The 17,626-nt window shown below is 69.6% G+C and carries 15 protein-coding genes; 12 read left to right on the top strand and 3 right to left on the bottom strand.

Annotation, left to right across the window (positions count from 1 at the left end; all coding sequences use genetic code 11):
• Positions 1-148: 148 nt before the first annotated feature.
• From DVK05_RS11305 to DVK05_RS11285, 5 genes are all read left to right on the top strand, one after another.
• Positions 149-1,804: an ABC transporter substrate-binding protein gene (locus tag DVK05_RS11305; RefSeq protein WP_121563446.1), complete on the top strand. Its 1,656-nt coding sequence runs from the start codon at positions 149-151 to the stop codon at positions 1,802-1,804.
• A gap of 206 nt (positions 1,805-2,010) precedes the next feature.
• Positions 2,011-3,006, top strand: coding sequence for an ABC transporter permease (locus tag DVK05_RS11300; protein ID WP_222595379.1), 996 nt, complete (start codon positions 2,011-2,013; stop codon positions 3,004-3,006).
• Positions 3,006-3,992, top strand: a complete 987-nt coding sequence (locus tag DVK05_RS11295; protein WP_121563444.1) for an ABC transporter permease — start codon at positions 3,006-3,008, stop codon at positions 3,990-3,992. Before DVK05_RS11300 ends, DVK05_RS11295 begins: the two co-directional genes overlap by 1 nt.
• A gap of 1 nt (position 3,993) precedes the next feature.
• Positions 3,994-5,115 (top strand): ABC transporter ATP-binding protein, encoded by a 1,122-nt coding sequence (locus DVK05_RS11290; protein ID WP_121563443.1) that lies wholly within the window; start codon positions 3,994-3,996, stop codon positions 5,113-5,115.
• The gene (locus tag DVK05_RS11285; RefSeq protein ID WP_121563442.1) at positions 5,112-6,476 is read left to right on the top strand and encodes an ABC transporter ATP-binding protein; all 1,365 of its coding nucleotides are present in this window, start codon (positions 5,112-5,114) and stop codon (positions 6,474-6,476) included. The genes DVK05_RS11290 and DVK05_RS11285 overlap by 4 nt, the downstream gene beginning before the upstream one ends.
• A 64-nt stretch (positions 6,477-6,540) precedes the next feature.
• Here the strand turns inward: DVK05_RS11285 and DVK05_RS11280 are convergent, their stop codons facing one another.
• The 3 genes from DVK05_RS11280 to DVK05_RS11270 form a co-directional block, all read right to left on the bottom strand.
• Entirely contained in the window at positions 6,541-7,038 is a 498-nt protein-coding gene (locus tag DVK05_RS11280) for a hypothetical protein (RefSeq protein WP_053770208.1), read from the bottom strand.
• A gap of 68 nt (positions 7,039-7,106) precedes the next feature.
• A complete protein-coding gene (locus DVK05_RS11275; RefSeq protein WP_121563441.1) occupies positions 7,107-7,484 on the bottom strand; it encodes a dihydroneopterin aldolase family protein in 378 nt (125 codons plus the stop codon).
• 72 nt (positions 7,485-7,556) lie between these two features.
• Entirely contained in the window at positions 7,557-8,792 is a 1,236-nt protein-coding gene (locus tag DVK05_RS11270) for an LEA type 2 family protein (protein WP_121563440.1), read from the bottom strand.
• 110 nt (positions 8,793-8,902) lie between these two features.
• Here DVK05_RS11270 and DVK05_RS11265 point away from each other — a divergent pair, with 110 nt between their 5' ends.
• The 7 genes from DVK05_RS11265 to DVK05_RS11240 all read left to right on the top strand — a co-directional run bounded on the left by DVK05_RS11265 (position 8,903) and on the right by DVK05_RS11240 (position 17,555).
• Positions 8,903-10,222, top strand: coding sequence for an amidohydrolase (locus DVK05_RS11265; protein WP_121563439.1), 1,320 nt, complete (start codon positions 8,903-8,905; stop codon positions 10,220-10,222).
• Positions 10,223-10,944: 722 nt separating this feature from the next.
• The gene (locus DVK05_RS11260; protein ID WP_121563787.1) at positions 10,945-12,255 is read left to right on the top strand and encodes a DNA primase; all 1,311 of its coding nucleotides are present in this window, start codon (positions 10,945-10,947) and stop codon (positions 12,253-12,255) included.
• A 148-nt stretch (positions 12,256-12,403) separates the two neighbouring features.
• Positions 12,404-13,693, top strand: a complete 1,290-nt coding sequence (locus DVK05_RS11255) for an adenosylhomocysteinase (RefSeq protein WP_121563438.1) — start codon at positions 12,404-12,406, stop codon at positions 13,691-13,693.
• Between the two features lie 73 nt (positions 13,694-13,766).
• On the top strand, positions 13,767-13,916 hold the full coding sequence (locus DVK05_RS17350; RefSeq protein ID WP_173229244.1) for a hypothetical protein: 150 nt from the start codon (positions 13,767-13,769) through the stop codon (positions 13,914-13,916).
• 54 nt (positions 13,917-13,970) lie between these two features.
• On the top strand, positions 13,971-14,723 hold the full coding sequence (gene nucS, locus DVK05_RS11250) for an endonuclease NucS (protein WP_121563437.1): 753 nt from the start codon (positions 13,971-13,973) through the stop codon (positions 14,721-14,723).
• Positions 14,724-14,852: 129 nt separating this feature from the next.
• Positions 14,853-15,383, top strand: coding sequence for a 50S ribosomal protein L16 (locus DVK05_RS11245; RefSeq protein WP_053770214.1), 531 nt, complete (start codon positions 14,853-14,855; stop codon positions 15,381-15,383).
• A 117-nt stretch (positions 15,384-15,500) separates the two neighbouring features.
• A complete protein-coding gene (locus tag DVK05_RS11240) occupies positions 15,501-17,555 on the top strand; it encodes a DEAD/DEAH box helicase (RefSeq protein WP_121563436.1) in 2,055 nt (684 codons plus the stop codon).
• Positions 17,556-17,626 lie beyond the last annotated feature (71 nt).

Raw genomic sequence — 17,626 nt, 5'->3', positions numbered from 1 at the left:
TGGTTCGGATCCCGGCAGTCGTTTTTTCTTGATTCGGACGACGTTCGCGGGGAAGAATACGCACAAAATGATGACGAATCGACCGGAGATGACCGTATGGCCAGGGAGACCCAAAATACTTATTAGAGTGAAACAAGACGACCGCTGTATGCGTCGACAACGCACACAACGAATTTCGCGACGAAAGGTCCTCGCCGGCAGCGCGGCCGGCACCTCGCTCCTGCTCGCCGGGTGTGCCGGCGGCGGCGACGGCGGCGACGGGTCCGACGGCGGCGACGGCGGTGACGGGTCCGACGGCGGCGACGGGTCCGACGGCGGCGACGGCGGCGACGGCGGCAGCGCCCCCACCCTGTACTTCGCGCAGGCGAAGGGCCCGCTCGACATGGACCCCGTGGTCATGAACGACGTGCCGTCCGCGCAGATCGCCGGGCGGATCTTCGACGGCCTCTACGAGTACACCGACGGCGTCAGCCTGGAGCCGAAGATCGCGGCGGACATGCCCACCGTCGAGCGCGACGGCACGCGGTTCATCGTCCCGATCCGCGAGGACGCCCAGTTCCAGAACGGCGATCCGGTCACCGCCGAGGACGTCGTTCACACGATGATGGCGCCCATCGAGGAGGAGACGCAGAACGCCTCCGAGGTGGACATGATCGACACCGGCGAGGTCGTCGACGAGACCACCGCGCAGTTCGACCTCAAGTACCCGTACGGCGCGTTCACGATCGCCATGGCGCGGAGCGTCGTCAACGCCTCCGTGCGCCAGGAGGACACCGAGGCGTACAACATGGACCCGGTCACCTCCGGGCCGTTCAAGCTCACCGAGTGGGAGCCGGAGAGCTACGCGACGCTCGAGCGGTGGGACGACTACTGGGACAGCGAGAACCTGCCCGAGATCGGCGCCGTCGAGTTCGAGCCGATCGTCGAGCAGACGACGCGCGTCACCGAGCTCGAGACCGGGAACGTCGACATCATCGAGTCGATCCCGCCGCAGCTGTACGAGACGGTCGAGGCGAACCAGAGCGCGACGCTGACCGAGGAGCCCGGCATCGGGTACTTCTACCTCGCGTTCAACTGCGGCGAGGGACCGACGAGCGACCCGCTCGTCCGCGAGGCGGTCGACTACTGCGTCTCGATGGACCAGGCGGTCGAGAACTTCGTCGAGCCGGCCGGCGTCCGTCAGAACAGCCCTTTCCCGTCCTCGATCTCCGAGGAGTGGGACTTCCCGACCGACGAGTGGTCCGACATCCAGCACGATCAGGACCTCGAGGAGGCGCAGGCGCTGTTCGAGGAGGCCGGCGTCCCGATGGACTACAACTGGCGGATCATCGTGCCGCCGGACGACAAGCGCGAACAGATCGGCATCTCGATCGGCGACGGGCTCCAGAACGCTGGCTTCCAGAACGTCGAAGTCCAGCGCCTCGACTGGGGCACCTTCCTCGACGCGTACGTCACCGGCAACGAGGACGACTACAACATGTACACCCTCGGTTGGTCCGGCTCGCCGGACCCGGACACGTTCGCGTACAACCTGCTGAGCCAGGAGACGGAGGGCGTGACGAACGGGACGTTCCACGACTACGAGGAGGCCTCGCAGAAGCTGACGCAGGCCCGCGAGTCGGCCGACCGCGAGGAGCGGCGGCAGCTCTACATCGAGGCGACGACCTCGCTGCTCGAGGGGCGCGTCCACCTCCCGGCGTACAACCTGAACAACTCCTACGGCGTGCGCAACGTCGTGGAGGGCTTCAGCTCGCACCCGATCTCGACGGAGATCCAGCTGAACGGCGTCACCGTGACCCGGTAATCGGGCGCGCCGACCGAGAGATCGGGTCCACGGAGCGACCCCGAGCGGTCCGCGCCCGGGTCGGAATCGAGTCGTAAACGCGGCCCTTCCGGGCGGTCGGCGACGGGGCCGGCCGCCCGCTCGCGGCGCCGAATTGGTGCGTCGGCGGGAGCGAAACGGATAAGCGACAGCAAAAACCGAATCGAAGCAACGAGGAATCCACGACAGTGAGTTTACTTCGGTACACACTCCGGCGGTTCGCACAGGCGATACCCGTACTGATAGGTATCGTGACGATAACCTTTTTCCTGGCAAACCAGATCCCCGGCGACCCGGTCGACATCATGCTCGGGCCGACGCCGGCCCAGGAGCAGGTCGAGGCGATCCGCGCCCAGTACGGCCTCGACCGGCCGATACACGTGCGGTACTTCGCATACCTCAGCAGCGTCGCGACGGGGGATCTCGGCCTCAGTATCTACTACGACCGCCCCGTCCTCGAGATGATCATCCTCCGGCTCCCGGTCACGCTGCTGCTCATGCTGTCCGCGTTCGCGTTCGCCATCGTCACCGCCATCCCGCTCGGCGTGATCTCGGCGAAGCGGCGGAACGAGCCGGCCGACCACGTCTCCCGTATCATCTCGCTGATCGGCGTCTCGACCCCGTCGTTCTGGATCGGGCTGGTGTTGATCATCGTCTTCGCGTTCCACCTCGGGTGGTTCCCCGCGCGGGGGCTCGTCCTCCCGTGGGAGAGCCCGGCGAACGTCCGCGGGGCAGCGACGCAGGTGGAGGTGATACGCCAGTCGGCGCACCACCTCTTCCTGCCGATGATCGGGCTCGGAACGCTTCAGATGGCCCAGATCACCAGGATCGAGCGCTCGTCGATGGTCGACTCCCTTCAGGGCGAGTACGTGAAGCTCGCCCGCGCGTACGGCGTGCCCGAGTCGACGATCGTCCGCAAGCACGCGTTCCAGGTGGCGCAGCTGCCGGTGATCACCATCATCGGGCTCGGGCTCTCGACCGCGCTCGGCGGCGCCGTCCTCACGGAGACCGTCTTCGGGATCCAGGGGATGGGGAGACTGATCATCACGGCGATCCAGAACCAGGACTACCAGCTGATCATGGGGACGACGCTCGTGTTCGGGTTCGTCTACGTGGTCGGCGTGATCATCACGGACATCACGTACAGCTACCTCGACCCGCGGGTCACCTACGGTGACGAGTAATGTCTGTTAACAGCGCGACTTCGGACGACGACACGCCGGACGACGGCGACGAGAGCGGCGGGCCCGAGGAGGTCGAGGCCCGCGTCGGCCTGCGGTACACGCTCAAGCAGGTCAGACAGGACACGACGGCGCGGATCGGGACCTACATCGTCGGGTTCATGACCTTCGTCGCGATCTTCGCCGCGTTCGACTACTACGTCCTCGATTACGCGATCGCGGAGGCGGTGCTGTACAACCCCGAGACCGACCCGGGGAACGTCCGGCGGCTCCTCCCGCCGGTCGGCATGGAGAACCAGTTCGGGCAGGGGGTCATCGAACACCCGCTCGGAACCGACCACCGCGGTCGCGACCTGCTCTCCCGGACCATCTACGGGACGCGGATCGCGATGACGGTCGGGTTCCTCGCGACCGCCATCGGCCTCGGCGGCGGCACCGTCATCGGCGCCGTCTCCGGCTACTACGGCGGCTGGATCGACGACGTGCTCCAGCGCGTCACCGAGACCATCTACGCGATCCCGTTCCTCGTGCTGGTCATCGCGTTCATGACCGCGTTCGGGCGGAACCTCACGTTCGCGATGATCGGCGTCGGGATCACGGCGGTCCCGGTGTTCAACCGGCTCATCCGGTCTCGCGTCGTCTCCATCCGCGAGGAGGACTACGTCGAGGCCGCCCGGGCCGCCGGGGTGAAAGACCGGAACATCATCTTCCGGCACATCATCCCCAACAGCTTCGCGCCGGTGCTGGTCCAGGCGACGCTCCAGGTCGGCGTGAGCATCCTCATCGTCGCCGGCCTCTCGTTCCTCGGCTTCGGCGCGCAGCCGCCGACGCCGTCGTGGGGGCAGATGCTGTCCGCCTCGCGCGGCTACATGCTCCCCGCGCCGACGTTCAGCATCTTCCCCGGCATCGCCATTCTGATCACCGTCATCGGCTTCAACATTCTCGGCGACGGCCTCCAGGACGCCCTCGATCCGCGGATCAACAACTGATATGAGCGAACCACTACTCAGCGTACGCGATCTCAAGACACAGTTCTTCACCGAGGACGGGACGGTCCGCGCCGTCGACGGCATCTCCTTCGACGTCAACGAGGGGGAGATCGTCGGGCTCGTCGGCGAGTCGGGCGCGGGCAAGTCCGTCGCGACCTCCAGTATCCTCCGGCTCGTGGACAGCCCCGGCGAGATCGTCGGCGGCGAGATCGAGTTCAAAGGCGAGACGATCTTCGGCCTCGAAGAGGGCGACGACGGCGAGTTGCGCCCGCGCGACGAGATGCTCACCGAAGAGGAGATGCGGAAGCGGATCCGCGGCCGCGAGATCGCGATCATCTTCCAGGACCCGATGGAGTCGCTGAACCCCGTGTTCACGGTCGGGGGACAGCTCCGCGAGTTCATCGAGATCAACCGCGACCTGGGGGCCCAGGAGGCGAAAGAGGAGGCGATCGACATGCTCAGAGAGGTGGGGATCCCGGCGCCGGAGTCCCGGTACGACGAGTACCCCCACCAGTTCTCCGGCGGGATGCGACAGCGCGTGCTGATCGCGATGGCGCTGGCCTGCCAGCCCGACCTGATCATCGCCGACGAGCCGACAACCGCGCTCGACGTGACGGTCGAAGGCGAAATTCTGGAGATGGTCAAGGAGCTCCAGGAGAAGTACGACACCTCGTTCATCTGGGTCACCCACGACATGAGCGTCGTCGCGGAGATCTGCGACCGGGTGAACGTGATGTACCTCGGCGAGATCATCGAGCAGGCGGAGGTGGACGACCTGTTCTACGACACGAAACACCCGTACACCTCGGCGCTGCTCAACTCGATGCCGCGCCCCGATCGGACGGTCGACGAGCTCAGGCCGATCCAGGGGGTGATGCCGGAGGCGATCGATCCGCCCTCCGGCTGTCGGTTCCACTCGCGGTGTCCCGAGGCCAGGGAGGTGTGCCGCGAGGTCCACCCCGAGCCGCGGGACCTGAGCGAGGCGGGCGAGCCGCCCCACACCGCGGCGTGCGTGAAACACGACGCGTTCGAGGTCGGCTACGACGAGAGCCCGGCGATCGAGACGGAGGCCACCGGCGGGTTCTCCGCCGGCCTCACCGAGACCGGGGGTGAGGCGGAATGAGCCGAGTCGGCCCGCCGGAGTCGGACCCCGAGGCGCTGTTACAGGTCCGCGACCTCTGCAAGTACTTCGACAACGAGAGCGGCCTGCTGGCCGGCGTCGAGCTCGACGACGAGTTCCCGTACGTCTCGCGGTCGACCTCCGACGTACGCGCCGTCGACGGCGTGAGCTTCGACATCAAGGAGGGGGAGACGCTCGGGCTCGTCGGCGAGTCCGGCTGCGGGAAGTCGACGCTGGCGCGCACAGTCCTCCGGCTGCTGGAACCGACCAGCGGGAGCGTCTACTTCCAGGGCGAGGACCTCGCCGACCTGTCCGGCGAGCCGCTGCGGCGGATGCGGAAGGACATGCAGATGATCTTCCAGGACCCGCAGTCGTCGCTCGACCCCCGGATGAAGGTCGGTCCCATCGTCGAGGAGCCGATGAAGGCCCACGACATGCTCGACGAGGAGGGGCGGGAGGCCCGCGCCAAGGAGCTGTTAGAGAAGGTCGGGCTCGACCCGCAACACTACAACCGGTACCCGCACGCGTTCTCCGGCGGGCAGCGCCAGCGCGTGAACCTGGCGCGGGCGCTGTCGGTGAATCCGGACTTCATCGTCTGCGACGAGCCCGTGTCGGCGCTCGACGTGTCGATCCAGGCGCAGGTGCTGAACACGATGGAGGAGCTCCAAGAGGAGTTCGACCTGACGTACCTGTTCATCGCGCACGACCTGAGCGTCATCCGCCACATCTCCGACCGCGTGGCGGTGATGTACCTCGGGAACATCGTCGAGCTGGCCGACAAAGAGGAACTGTTCGAGAACCCGAAGCACCCGTACACCCAGGCGCTGCTGGACGCCATCCCCGTCCCGGACCCGCGGAGCGGCGGGCGGACGGCGCTGCTGTCCGGCGACGTGCCGTCGCCGATCGACCCGCCCTCCGGCTGCCGGTTCCGGACGCGGTGCCCGGAGGTGATCCAGCCGGACGAGTACGACATGAGCGACGACGCCTGGCGGAACGTCATGGCGTTCCAGCGGGCGGTCGACCGCCGGGAGTTCGAGGAGACCGACCCCGACGCGCTCCGGTCGCGGTACTTCGCGGACGCGGCGCCGAGCGGCGAGGCCGGCACCCTGCTCGACGAGGCGCTCGGGCACATCGAGCGCGACGAGTTCGACGAGGCCGAGCGGATCCTCGTCGAACGGTTCGCGGACCGAAGCGTCTGCGCGACGACGACGCCGGCCTACGAGGTGCCGTCCGACCTCACCGACGGCCGTCACTACGCGGCGTGTCACCTGCGTCGCGACGAGGCGCTCGCGAGCGACGTGGACGAGGCCGCGGCGGACGCGGCGGCCACCCGCGGCGCGGAAGCGCCCGAAGCGGACGACTGAGCGCCGGCGGTCTTCGCCGGCCGCTCCGGTAGGGAATCTTCTTTCGGGAGCGTGAGTCGCCGGGCTATCGGATCCGGATCTGCGTGGCGTCCTCGTGGCGCTCGTCGGCGCCCGGGACCGGCACGAACACGGAGACCGTGTGGTCCCCGCGCTCGGCCCGGACGGACCGGTCGAGCCCGTCGTCGTCGGTGCGGCGGAACCGGCCGTTCCACGTGGCCGTCGCGCGCTTCGTCTCGCCGGCCCGGAGCGACAGCGACGATCCCTCGCCGCGGACGTAGCGCCGCTCGTCGGTGGCCTCGACGACGCCGTCGACCGCCCACCCCCACAGGCGGCCGGTCGACGTGGGGACCTCGACCGGGACCGGGAGGCGGTTGCGGATCGCGACGGTGATCGCGACCGGCTCGTCGGGCGCGTACTCGGCGGCGTCGGTGCTGACCGTCACCTCGATCGCTCGCCGCGCCACCGACCGCGGCACGACGCGGCCGATGGCCTCGGAGAGGTAGTTCTTCGTCTCGTCGAAGCCGGTTCGGTCCGACTGGCTGTCGTGGCGTCTGTCGACCATGTGCGTCTCTGAGGGCGTGATTCCGGCGATGCCGGCGGCGTTCGGGTCGCGGTAGGCGCGTCGCGGTACTAAGCGTTCGGGTCGGCGGACTCCGGCGACTCGCCGTCGTCAACCACGTCGACCAGCTTCATCAGGGGGTAGCCGTCCTCCATCTCCATCCGGGTGCGGACGCTGACGCCCGCGTACTCGATCCGCATCCGGACGTCCATCAGCGAGCCGGTGAGTTCGGTGTAGCCGTTCTCGTGGTCGATGGCGTCGGCGACGCGGTCGTCGTGGACCGTCACGTCGACCGCCTCGCAGTGCGGCTGGTTCTCGATGGCCTCCGCCATCGCCGCCTCCAGGCTCCGCGTGCTCGACGTGCTGACGGGCGTGCCGGCGAACTGGTGGTACAGCGAGCCGAACTTGATCCCCGCCTCGAAACACGCCTGCTGGGCGTCGGTTGCCATGGCGGAACGCGGCCGCGGGCGGGGAAGAAGGTTCGGACGGCGGCCGGCGCGGGTCGGGACCGCGGACCGCGGCTATCCGCCGGCGCGCAGCGGCAGCAGGCCGTCGTCGTCCCCGGAGCCGTCGTCGCTGGTGTTGTCGCCGCTCGTGCCGTCGCCGGAACCGCCGTCGGTCGTGTCGTCGCTGCTCGTGCCGTCCCCGGATCCGCCGTCAGTCGTGGTTCCCCCGTCGCCTGAGTCGTCGGAGTCGGTCGATCCCCCGGAGTCGGTCGAGCCCTCGGAATCGGTCGAGCCGCCGTCACCGGACGAGCCGTCGGCGGTCGTTCCGTCCCCGCGATGGAGCCCCTCGTCGAAGATGTCCGTCTCGACCGTCTCCTCGTACGTCAGCGCGTCCAGCGGGACGGTGAGCTCCTCGCCGGTCGGCAGCTCGACCACCGCGTAGAACTCGATCCGGAGGTCGCTCACCTGGTGGCCGTTGACGGACTCGTCGAGGTGGGTGACCCACCACTCGTCGAGGCTCTCGTTGCGGAGCGCGGCCGTGAGCTCGATCGTCTCGGAGCCGTACGAGGGGATGACGTACTCCTCCTCGGTCGACCCGGAGCCCATCGCGACGCCGTTCATCGTCACGTCGTAGCCGATCTCGGTGACGACGTACGGTTCGAGGTTGGGGTTGTAGGCGTCGAACTCCATCTCGATCGGCGTCTCGGCCTCGCTCACCGTTCCCCAGCGGCCGCGCGTCTCGTTGACGTAGAGGACCGGGTCGTCCACGAGCGGCGCGTCGGCGTTCACCGGGCGCGTCTCCTCGGACGCGAACGCGCCGATGAGGTCCGTCTCGATCTCGCGGGTGCGGGTGAGGTCCGCGCTCCGGCCGAGGAGGTCGGAGGTGACCGTCGCGTCGATCGCGACCGTCGTCCGCTCGCCGTTCCGGACGTGGCTGGTCCACCACGGCGGGATCGCGTCGTTCGCGAGGGCCGTCTCGAAGGCGATAGAGGAGTTGCCGGACCCGACGCTGACCCCCTCGCGGCCGCCGCGCGCCATCTCGACGTCGTTCATCGAGACGGTGTAGGTTATCGAGACGCCGTCGAGGCCGACGCCGACCGGGTTCGGGTTCGAGACGACGAGGTCGGTCTCGACGACCGTCGTCTCGTTCGTCACGTCGCCGAAGGAGTTGTTCACGGCGGCGACGCCCGGGACGCCGAGGACGCCGAGCGCGAACGCCCCGCCGACGGCGGCGGCGACGACGAGCAGTCCGACGAGCGCGACCCGCAGCTTGCTCGCGGTGAGCGCCGAGACGACGCCGGTCAGAGCCATACGGGTGCGTTTCGATCGGCGGATAAAGGCGTGTCGCTCGGGGGAGGCGAGGGTCGGCGGGCGGGAAGGCGAACCGAAGGCGTTTGGTGCGGCGGGCGGAACGGGCGGACATGAACTACCTCCGCGTGCGCGGCGGGCGAGTGCTCCGGCCCGACGGCCGAGTCGAGCGGGCGGACGTCGCGGTCGACCGCGACGAGGGAACGGTCCGGGCCGTGGGGCCGCCGGACGAGGTGGACGAGGCGCTCGGCGGCGCGGCCGCCGAGACGCTCGACGCGTCGGGGTCGCTGGTGATGCCGGGGCTCGTCAACGCGCACACGCACGTCGCCATGACGCTGCTCCGCGGGTACGCGGACGACAAGCCGCTCGACCCGTGGCTCCGCGAGGACATCTGGCCGGCGGAGGCCGAGCTGACGCCCGACGACATCGAGGCGGGCGCCGAGCTGGGCGTCCTAGAGATGATCCGGTCGGGGACGACCGCGTTCGCGGACATGTACTTCGCGATGGACCGCGTCGCCGACGTCGTCGACCGCGCCGGGCTGCGCGCGCGGCTCGGCCACGGCGTCGTGACCGTGGGGAAAGACGACGCGGACGCACGCGCGGACGTCGCGGAGAGCCTCGCGGTCGCCCGTGACCTCGACGGCGCCGCGGACGGCCGGATCCGCACCGCGTTCATGCCGCACTCGCTGACGACGGTCGGCGAGGAGTTCCTCCGCGAGGGGGTCGCCGAGGCCAGGGCGGCGGGGGTCCCCGTTCACCTCCACGCGAACGAGACGACCGACGAGGTCGACCCCATCGTCGACGAGCGCGGCGAGCGACCGATCGCGTACGCCGACGACCTCGACGCGCTCGGCCCGGACGACTTCTTCGCGCACGGCGTCCACGTCGACGGCTCGGAGATCGACCGGCTCGCCGAGGCGGGGACCGCGGTGGTCCACTGCCCGGCCTCGAACATGAAGCTCGCGAGCGGGATGGCGCCGGTCCGGCGCCTGCGCGAGGCGGGCGTGACGGTCGCGCTCGGCACGGACGGGGCGGCCTCGAACAACGACCTCGACGTGTTCGACGAGATGCGCGACGCCGCGATGCTCGGGAAGCTGGCCGCGGACGACGCGAGCGCGGTCCCCGCGGCGGCTGTCGTGGAGATGGCGACGGCCGGCGGCGCGGACGCCCTCGGGCTCCCGGGCGGTCGGATCGAGGCGGGCGCCGCGGCCGACCTCGCGGTGGTCGACCTCGACGCCCCGCACCTGACGCCGGTCCACGACCCCGTCTCGCACCTCGCGTACGCGGCCCGCGGGAGCGACGTGCGCCACACCGTCTGCGACGGCGAGGTCCTCATGTGCGACCGCGAGGTGCTGACGCTGGACGCCGACGCGGTCCGGGAGCGCGCCGCGGCCGCCGCGAGCGACCTCGTCGAGCGGGTCGAGGGGAACTGAAACGGGCGACACCCGCGCGAGAACGACACAGAGACGGTGGCGCGTGCCTGCGAGCGGCCGCCGACGGCGGCCGCGAGACAGCACGCGCGAGGGACGCGGTGAGCGCTCGAAGAGCGCGAACCGCGAGGCTGGGGAGGCGTGAGGTGCGGTCGCTGTGCGTTCCCGCGAGCGCAGCGAGCGGGAGCACGGAAGTCGCAGCCCGCGCAGCGAACGGAGTGAGCGAGCAGGACCGTCTTCCGGAGGGGCGGGACTCAAAGGGGCAGTCGCCGGCGGCTTCGCCGCCGGCTGCCCGTGGCGCTACGCGCCACGCTGCCGTGAGGGCGGCGCAGGTGACGCAAGGACCGCAGCGAGGGAGCGAACGTAGTGAGCGACCGACTGAGGACCGCAGCGAGCGTGCGCCGCCCTCACGGCTGGGGCTTTGGAGGTGTTTTCCGCCGAACGTCAGTCGGTGACTTATAAATGGGCCGCGAAGGCTCCGTCGGTAGTCACCACGCTGACAGAGGCTGCGCGAACAGACGATACGGAAACGACGTAGTGCGCGCGAGCGGCGACCGACGCGCGTCCGGGCCCGAAACGGGGTCCGATCGCGCCCGAAACCGGTCCCGGCTCGCCGATTCACCAAATCGAACGCCTCAGCGCCGTTAACCCGAATACAAACCGAATTAAACCGCGTTAAGGGAGTTCGCTCTTTATGTGTGAACAGGGGCAGGACCCGAGTGGACATGAGCGAACGCACGACAGCCATCCTACTGATCGCGGTCGTCGCGCTCGGCGCGATGACCGGCGTCGCGGCCGCCGACGGCCACCTCGAAGTGGCGGTCGACGACGCGGACGGCGAACCGACGGTCACGGTGACCGAGAACGGCACCGCGGTCGAGAACGCGACGGTCCTCGTCGAGGTGGTCGACGAGGAGAACGAGTCGTACGCGGGAGCGGGCGAGTACGAGACGGACGCGAACGGCACCGTCGAACTCCCCGCCGCCGAGGAGGACGTGACCGTCGAGGTGACGGCCGCCTCGGGTAACGACACCGCCTCGGCGACGGTCGACCTCGAGGCGCCCGACGGCCTCGAACTCGAGGTCGACGACGAGGACGGCGAGCCCGTCGTGACGGTGACGGACGACGACGAGGCCGTCGCGAACGCCTCGGTGAACGTGACGGTGGCCGACGACGAGAACGCCACCTACGCCGGCGCCGGCGACTACGAGACCGACGCGAACGGCACGGTGACGCTGCCGGCCGCCGAGGAGGACGTGACCGTCGAAGTCACCGCCGAGTACGAGAACGACTCGGTCTCGGAGACCGTCGAACTGGAGGCGCCCGACGGCCTCGAACTCGAGGTCGAGGACACCGACGAGGAGCCCGTCGTCACGGTGACGAACGACGACGAGGCGGTCGCGAACGCGACGGTCGTCGTCGCGCTCGCCGACGACGCGGGCGAGAACGCCTCGTACGCGGGCACGGGCGAGTACGAGACGGACGCCAACGGCACGGTGACGCTGCCCGCCGCCGAGGAGAACGTCACGGTCGACGTGACCGCCGAGTACGAGAACGAGACCGTCTCGGAGACGGTCGAACTGACCGTCGGCGAGGACGACGAGGACGACGAGGCCGACGCGGGCACGCCGTTCGGCCAGCTGGTCCGCGAGTTCATCCAGGGGCTCAAGGACCGGAACGGCGACATCGGCGGCGCCGTCTCGGACTTCGTGACGGAGAACAACCCCGGCAACGCCCCGGACCACGCCGGCGGCCCGGGCGGCCCGGACGAGGCTGACGACGACGAGGCCGACAACGAGACCGACGCGCCCGGCAACGGCAACGCGCCCGAGGGCGTCGGCAACGGCCAGGGCGGCCCGCCGGACCACGCCGGGAACGGCGACGACGATGACGACGACGCGGACGAGGAGGACGACGCCGACGAGGACGAGACCGAAGAAGACGACGCAGAGGAAGACGAGGCCGAGGAAGACGACGAGGACGAGGAGGACGACGGCGGTCCGCCGGACCACGCCGGCGGCCCCGGCGGTAACTGACGGCCCGAACCGAGCAGCGAACTGACGGCCCGACCCGGCCGGCGAACTAACGGCCCGACCCGGCCGCCCTCCGGACGACGCGGGATTCTTTTCGCGGTCTCGGTCCGGTGTCGGCAGGGTTTAGTGCGCCGTGAGCGAACCGAGAGGCATGAGCGAGACCGCGTATCCGCCGGTGTCACAGCACCTCTCGGACGTCGATACGGCCCGGGAGGAGGGGCGCCGGAAGATGGACTGGGCGCTCCAGCACATGCCGATCCTGAACGCCCTCCGCGAGGAGTTCGTCGACGAGCAGCCGCTCGACGGCGAGACGATCGCGATGGCGATGCACGTGGAGGCGAAGACGGCGAACCTCGTCGAACTGCTCGCCGAGGGCGGCGCCGAAGTGGCGATCACCGGCTGTAACCCCCTCTCGACGCACGACGACGTGTCGGCCGCGCTCGACGCCCACGAGTCGATCACCTCCTACGCCGTGCGCGGCGTGGACGACGGCGAGTACTACGACGCGATGCACGCCTGTATCGCCCACGAGCCGACCATCACCGTCGACGACGGGATGGACATGGTGAAGCTCGTCCACGAGGAGTACCCCGACCTGATCGACTCCATCGTCGGCGGCGCCGAGGAGACGACCACCGGCGTCGACCGCCTGCGCGCGATGGACGCCGACGGCGAGCTCCACTACCCCGTCTTCGCCGTGAACGACACGCCGATGAAGCAGCTGTTCGACAACGTCCACGGGACGGGCGAGTCGTCGCTCGCGACCATCGCGATGACGACGAACCTCTCGTGGGCCGGGAAGAACGTCGTCGTCGGCGGCTACGGCCAGTGCGGGAAGGGCGTCGCCAAGAAGGCCTCCGGGCAGAACGCGAACGTCATCGTCTGCGAGGTCGACCCGCGGAAGGCCCTCGAAGCCCACATGGAGGGGTACGAGGTGCTCCCCATGGCGGAGGCCGCGAAGAAGGGCGACGTGTTCATCACGACGACGGGCAACCGCGACGTGATCACCCGCGAGCACTTCGCGGAGATGGACGACGGCGTCCTGCTCGCGAACGCCGGCCACTTCGACGTTGAGGTGAACCTGGAGGACTTAGACGACCTCGCCGTCGACCGCTACGAGGTCCGCGACGGCGTCGAGGGGTTCGAGATGGAGGACGGCCGCGTCCTGAACGTCATCGCGGAGGGGCGGCTCGTCAACCTCGCCGCGCCCATCGCCTTGGGCCACCCGGTCGAGGTGATGGACCAGAGCTTCGGCGTCCAGGCGGTCGTCGTGCGCGAACTGGCCGCCAACGGCGACGCGTACGACGCCGGCGTCCACGACGTGCCCGACGAGCTCGACCGCGAGGTCGCGGACATCAAGCTGGCCGCCGAGGGCGTCGAGTACGACGACCTCACCGACGAGCAGCGCGAGTACATGGGCAGCTGGGAACACGGGACCTGAGACGGCGCGGGACTCCCGGCGGTCGCCCGGCCGCCGTCGACCCGTTTTTGTGCCGCCCGACCGTACCGATCCCATGAACCTCACCGCGGTGTTACACGCCGGATTCGGCGTCTCGGTGCTGGCCGGAATCCTCGTCTCGGACACGACGCTTCGGATCGCCGCCTTCGCGCTCGGCGTCGTCCTCTTCGTCGCCGGCATCGCCGTGTCGCGGCGCGGCGACTGAGGGAGGCGGTCCGGCTCGCGCCCTTTTTCAGCGGCGACCGCCTACGACGCGCCAGTGACAGTCACGAGCGTCCACGACCCGAGCCACCGCGAGGCCCTCTGGGAGCTGGAGGACGCCTTCGGGCGCGGCGACCTCGTCAGCCTCTTCGGCCGCTGTACGGTCACCTACGAGGGGCGCGCGGCCTCGGACCTCGGCGCCGGCGACCGGCTGCTCGTGTTGAAGCCCGACGGCGCCGCCCTGGTCCACACCGACGAGGGGCGCCAGCCGGTCAACTGGCAGCCGCCGGGGTCGGAACACCACGCCGCCGTCCGGGAGGGACGGCTCCGCGTGCGCTCGACCAGGAGCAACCCGGACGAGACCCTGACGGTCCGCTTTTCGGACGTGCACCAGCTCTCCGCGATGGCCGTCACGGGCGGCCGCGACCTCGACCTCCACGGCAGCGAGGAGGACCTCCGAACCCGGATCTTGGAGCGCCCGGAGCTCGTCGAGCCCGGGTTCGAGCCCCGCGAAACCGAGCGTCCCTCCAGCGCCGGCCCGATGGACGTGTTCGGCGTCGACGCCGACGGCGTTCCCGTGGTCGTCGAGCTGAAGCGCCGCCGGGTCGGCCCGGACGCCGTCGGACAGCTGGCGCGGTACGTGCGGGCGCTCCGCGAGGAGCTGGGCGTCGACGACGAAGGCGAGGCCGACGGCGACTCCCCCGCGGTCCGCGGCGTCCTAGTCGCGCCGTCGGTCACCGACCGGGCCGCGGAGCGGCTCGCGGACCGCGGGTTCGACCACGTCGCGCTCGAACCGACGCCCGAGCAGTGAGCCGAGCGGCGTGCCAACGCGGAACGCGATCGGGCCGAACGGCGGGCGCTCAGGGCCGCGAGGCCGGCGAGGACGCCTCGCTATCGAAGGGTTTATCGCCGCAGCGAGGGCTACATCGGACAAGTAGCCATGTCTGACAAACCCGCCTCCATGTATCGGACGATCGACAAGCCGTCGTACACCCGCCGCGAGTACATCACGGGCATCCCCGGCTCGAAGATCGCCCAGCACAACATGGGCGACCTCTCCGCGGAGCCGGACGACTACCCCGTCCAGATCAGCCTCCGCGTCGAGGAGGAGCTTCAGGTCCGACACGGCTCGCTCGAGAGCGCGCGCCTGTCGGCGAACCGCCACCTGATCAAGGAGCTCGGCGAGGGCAACTACAAGATGACCCTCCGCAAGTTCCCCCACCAGGTCATCCGGGAGAACAAGCAGGCGACCGGCGCCGGCGCGGACCGCGTCTCCGACGGCATGCGCCAGGCGTTCGGGAAGCCGGTCGGCACCGCCGCGCGGCTCGACAAGGACGACGTGATCTTCACCGCGTACTGCGACGTCGACCAGGCGCCCGTCGTGAAGGAGGCGTTCCGTCGCGCGTACAACAAGCTCTCGCCGCCGTGCCGGATCACGGTCGACCGCGGCGAGAAGCTGCTCGTCTCGTAACGACCGCCGACCGCCCCGTCCGTGAGGCGGGTTTTCTTCGCGCGTTCGCGTGACGTAGCCGCGGCGCCGCGCGACGAGCCGAACTCCTGAAATACCTCGCTCGCGTACCGCACGGCAGTGTCACAGCAGTTGGCCGAGGTCGAGACGCTGTTCCTCCACGAGTCGCGGAGCGACTACACCGTGGTCGCGAACCGCGACGGCAAGCGCGTGCTCCGGGGGCGGCTCGAACTCAAGGAGACCTCCGCGGGCCCCCGCCCGGGGAAGTTCCGGGTGATCCGCGACGGCGAGGACCACCCCCGCCAGCCGGACGAGTTCGTCGACCTCGCGCGGGCGGCCGGCCGGATCCGCATCTCCGAGCAGACGACGCCCGAGAACCGGGCGCGGCTGAAGGAGATGCTGGACGGCTACCAGCTGGAGGCGACGGCGGTCCGGACCTGCCGGCGCTGCGCGAGCGACGGGCGGTACGGACCGATCACGAGCGAGGACGCGATCGAACACAACGGCGAGCTGATCTGCCGGGACTGCGCCCGCCGGGAGCTAGAGCGGGAGCTGTCGTACAAATGCGAGTTCACGGGCGCGGCCGAGGAGCGCTTGGAGGAGCTGCTGTACGAGTCGGGCGACTTAGACCGGATCGTGAGCCTGCTCCAAGGCGGGCTCGACCCCGACCTCACCAAGTACGACGAGGTATCCGCGAACGTCGACGACATCTCGCCGGTGCGGACCGAGGACCTAAACATTCATCCGGATCTTTCCGCGCACCTCCAGGGCCGGTTCGAGGAGCTGCTTCCGGTCCAGAGCCTCTCGGTGCGGAACGGGCTCTTGGACGGGGACGACCAGCTGGTCGTGAGCGCGACCGCGACGGGGAAGACCCTCGTCGGCGAGCTGACCGGGATCGACCGCGCGCTGAAGGGCGACGGGAAGCTGCTCTTCCTCGTGCCGCTCGTCGCGCTCGCGAACCAGAAGCACGAGGACTTCGAGGACCGCTACGGCGACCTGCTCGACGTGTCGATCCGCGTCGGCTCCTCACGGGTGAACGACGACGGCAACCGCTTCGACCCGAACGCGGACGTGATCGTCGGCACCTACGAGGGGATCGACCACGCGCTCCGAACGGGGAAGGACCTCGGCGACGTGGGCACGGTCGTCATCGACGAGGTCCACACGCTGAAGGAGGGCGAGCGCGGCCACCGGCTCGACGGGCTCATCTCGCGGCTGAAGTACTACAGCGAAGAGCGGATGCGGACGCACTCGGGGTACGACGGCACGCAGTTCGTCTACCTCTCGGCGACCGTCGGGAACCCCGAGTGGCTCGCGGAGAAGCTCCGGGCGACGCTGATCGAGTACGAGGAGCGTCCCGTCCCCATCGAGCGCCACGTCACGTTCGCGGACGGCCGCGAGAAGGCGCAGATCGCCGACAAGCTCGTGAAACGCGAGTTCGACACGAAGTCCTCGAAGGGGTACCGCGGGCAGACGATCATCTTCACGAACTCGCGGCGGCGCTGCCACGAGATCAGCCGGAAGCTGCGGTACGACTCCGCGCCGTACCACGCCGGCCTCGACTACGGGCGCCGGAAGAAGGTCGAGCGCCAGTTCGGGAACCAAGACCTCTCCGCGGTCGTCACCACCGCGGCGCTGGCGGCCGGCGTCGACTTCCCCGCCTCGCAGGTGATCTTCGACTCGCTGGCGATGGGGATCGAGTGGCTCTCCGTCCAGGAGTTCTCGCAGATGCTCGGGCGCGCCGGGCGCCCCGACTACCACGACCGCGGGCGCGTCTACCTCCTCGTCGAGCCCGACGGCGTCTACCACGGCTCGATGGACCGCACCGAGGACGAGGTGGCCTTTACCCTCCTGAAAGGCGAGATGGAGGACGTGGCGACCCACTACGACGAGACCGCCGCGGCCGAGGAGACGCTCGCGAACGTCGTCGTCGCCGGCAAGAAGGCAAAGCGCCTCAACGACCGCATGATCGGCGAGGTCCCCACCAAGCACGCGCTCGGGAAGCTGCTGGAGTGGAACTTCATCGACGGGTTCGAGCCGACGCCGCTCGGCCGCGGCGTCACCAGGCACTTCCTCGCGCCCGACGAGGCGTTCTTCATCCTCGACGCGGTCCGGAAGGGGACCGACCCCTACGACATCGTGGCCGACCTCGAACTGCGCGACGACGAGGAGTGAGGGCGGCCGCGGTCGACCGCGGCGCGGAGCGCAACGAAACCCTTTAGCGGCTCTTCGGGGTAGTACGGGTG

It is taken from the genome of Halorubrum sp. Atlit-8R (assembly GCF_003666025.1).
GTDB lineage: Archaea > Halobacteriota > Halobacteria > Halobacteriales > Haloferacaceae > Halorubrum > Halorubrum salinarum.
The sequence above is the reverse complement of the archived record's forward strand: the minus strand, read 5'-3'. Positions and strand labels throughout refer to the sequence as shown.

Coding starts and splice junctions, on each gene's coding strand:
- DVK05_RS11305 (WP_121563446.1), top strand. CDS start 149: ATGCGTCGACAACGCACACAACGAATTTCGCGACGAAAGGTCCTCGCC.
- DVK05_RS11295 (WP_121563444.1), top strand. CDS start 3,006: ATGTCTGTTAACAGCGCGACTTCGGACGACGACACGCCGGACGACGGC.
- DVK05_RS11290 (WP_121563443.1), top strand. CDS start 3,994: ATGAGCGAACCACTACTCAGCGTACGCGATCTCAAGACACAGTTCTTC.
- DVK05_RS11285 (WP_121563442.1), top strand. CDS start 5,112: ATGAGCCGAGTCGGCCCGCCGGAGTCGGACCCCGAGGCGCTGTTACAG.
- DVK05_RS11280 (WP_053770208.1), bottom strand. CDS start 7,038: ATGGTCGACAGACGCCACGACAGCCAGTCGGACCGAACCGGCTTCGAC.
- DVK05_RS11275 (WP_121563441.1), bottom strand. CDS start 7,484: ATGGCAACCGACGCCCAGCAGGCGTGTTTCGAGGCGGGGATCAAGTTC.
- DVK05_RS11270 (WP_121563440.1), bottom strand. CDS start 8,792: ATGGCTCTGACCGGCGTCGTCTCGGCGCTCACCGCGAGCAAGCTGCGG.
- DVK05_RS11265 (WP_121563439.1), top strand. CDS start 8,903: ATGAACTACCTCCGCGTGCGCGGCGGGCGAGTGCTCCGGCCCGACGGC.
- DVK05_RS11260 (WP_121563787.1), top strand. CDS start 10,945: ATGAGCGAACGCACGACAGCCATCCTACTGATCGCGGTCGTCGCGCTC.
- DVK05_RS11255 (WP_121563438.1), top strand. CDS start 12,404: ATGAGCGAGACCGCGTATCCGCCGGTGTCACAGCACCTCTCGGACGTC.
- DVK05_RS17350 (WP_173229244.1), top strand. CDS start 13,767: ATGAACCTCACCGCGGTGTTACACGCCGGATTCGGCGTCTCGGTGCTG.
- DVK05_RS11245 (WP_053770214.1), top strand. CDS start 14,853: ATGTCTGACAAACCCGCCTCCATGTATCGGACGATCGACAAGCCGTCG.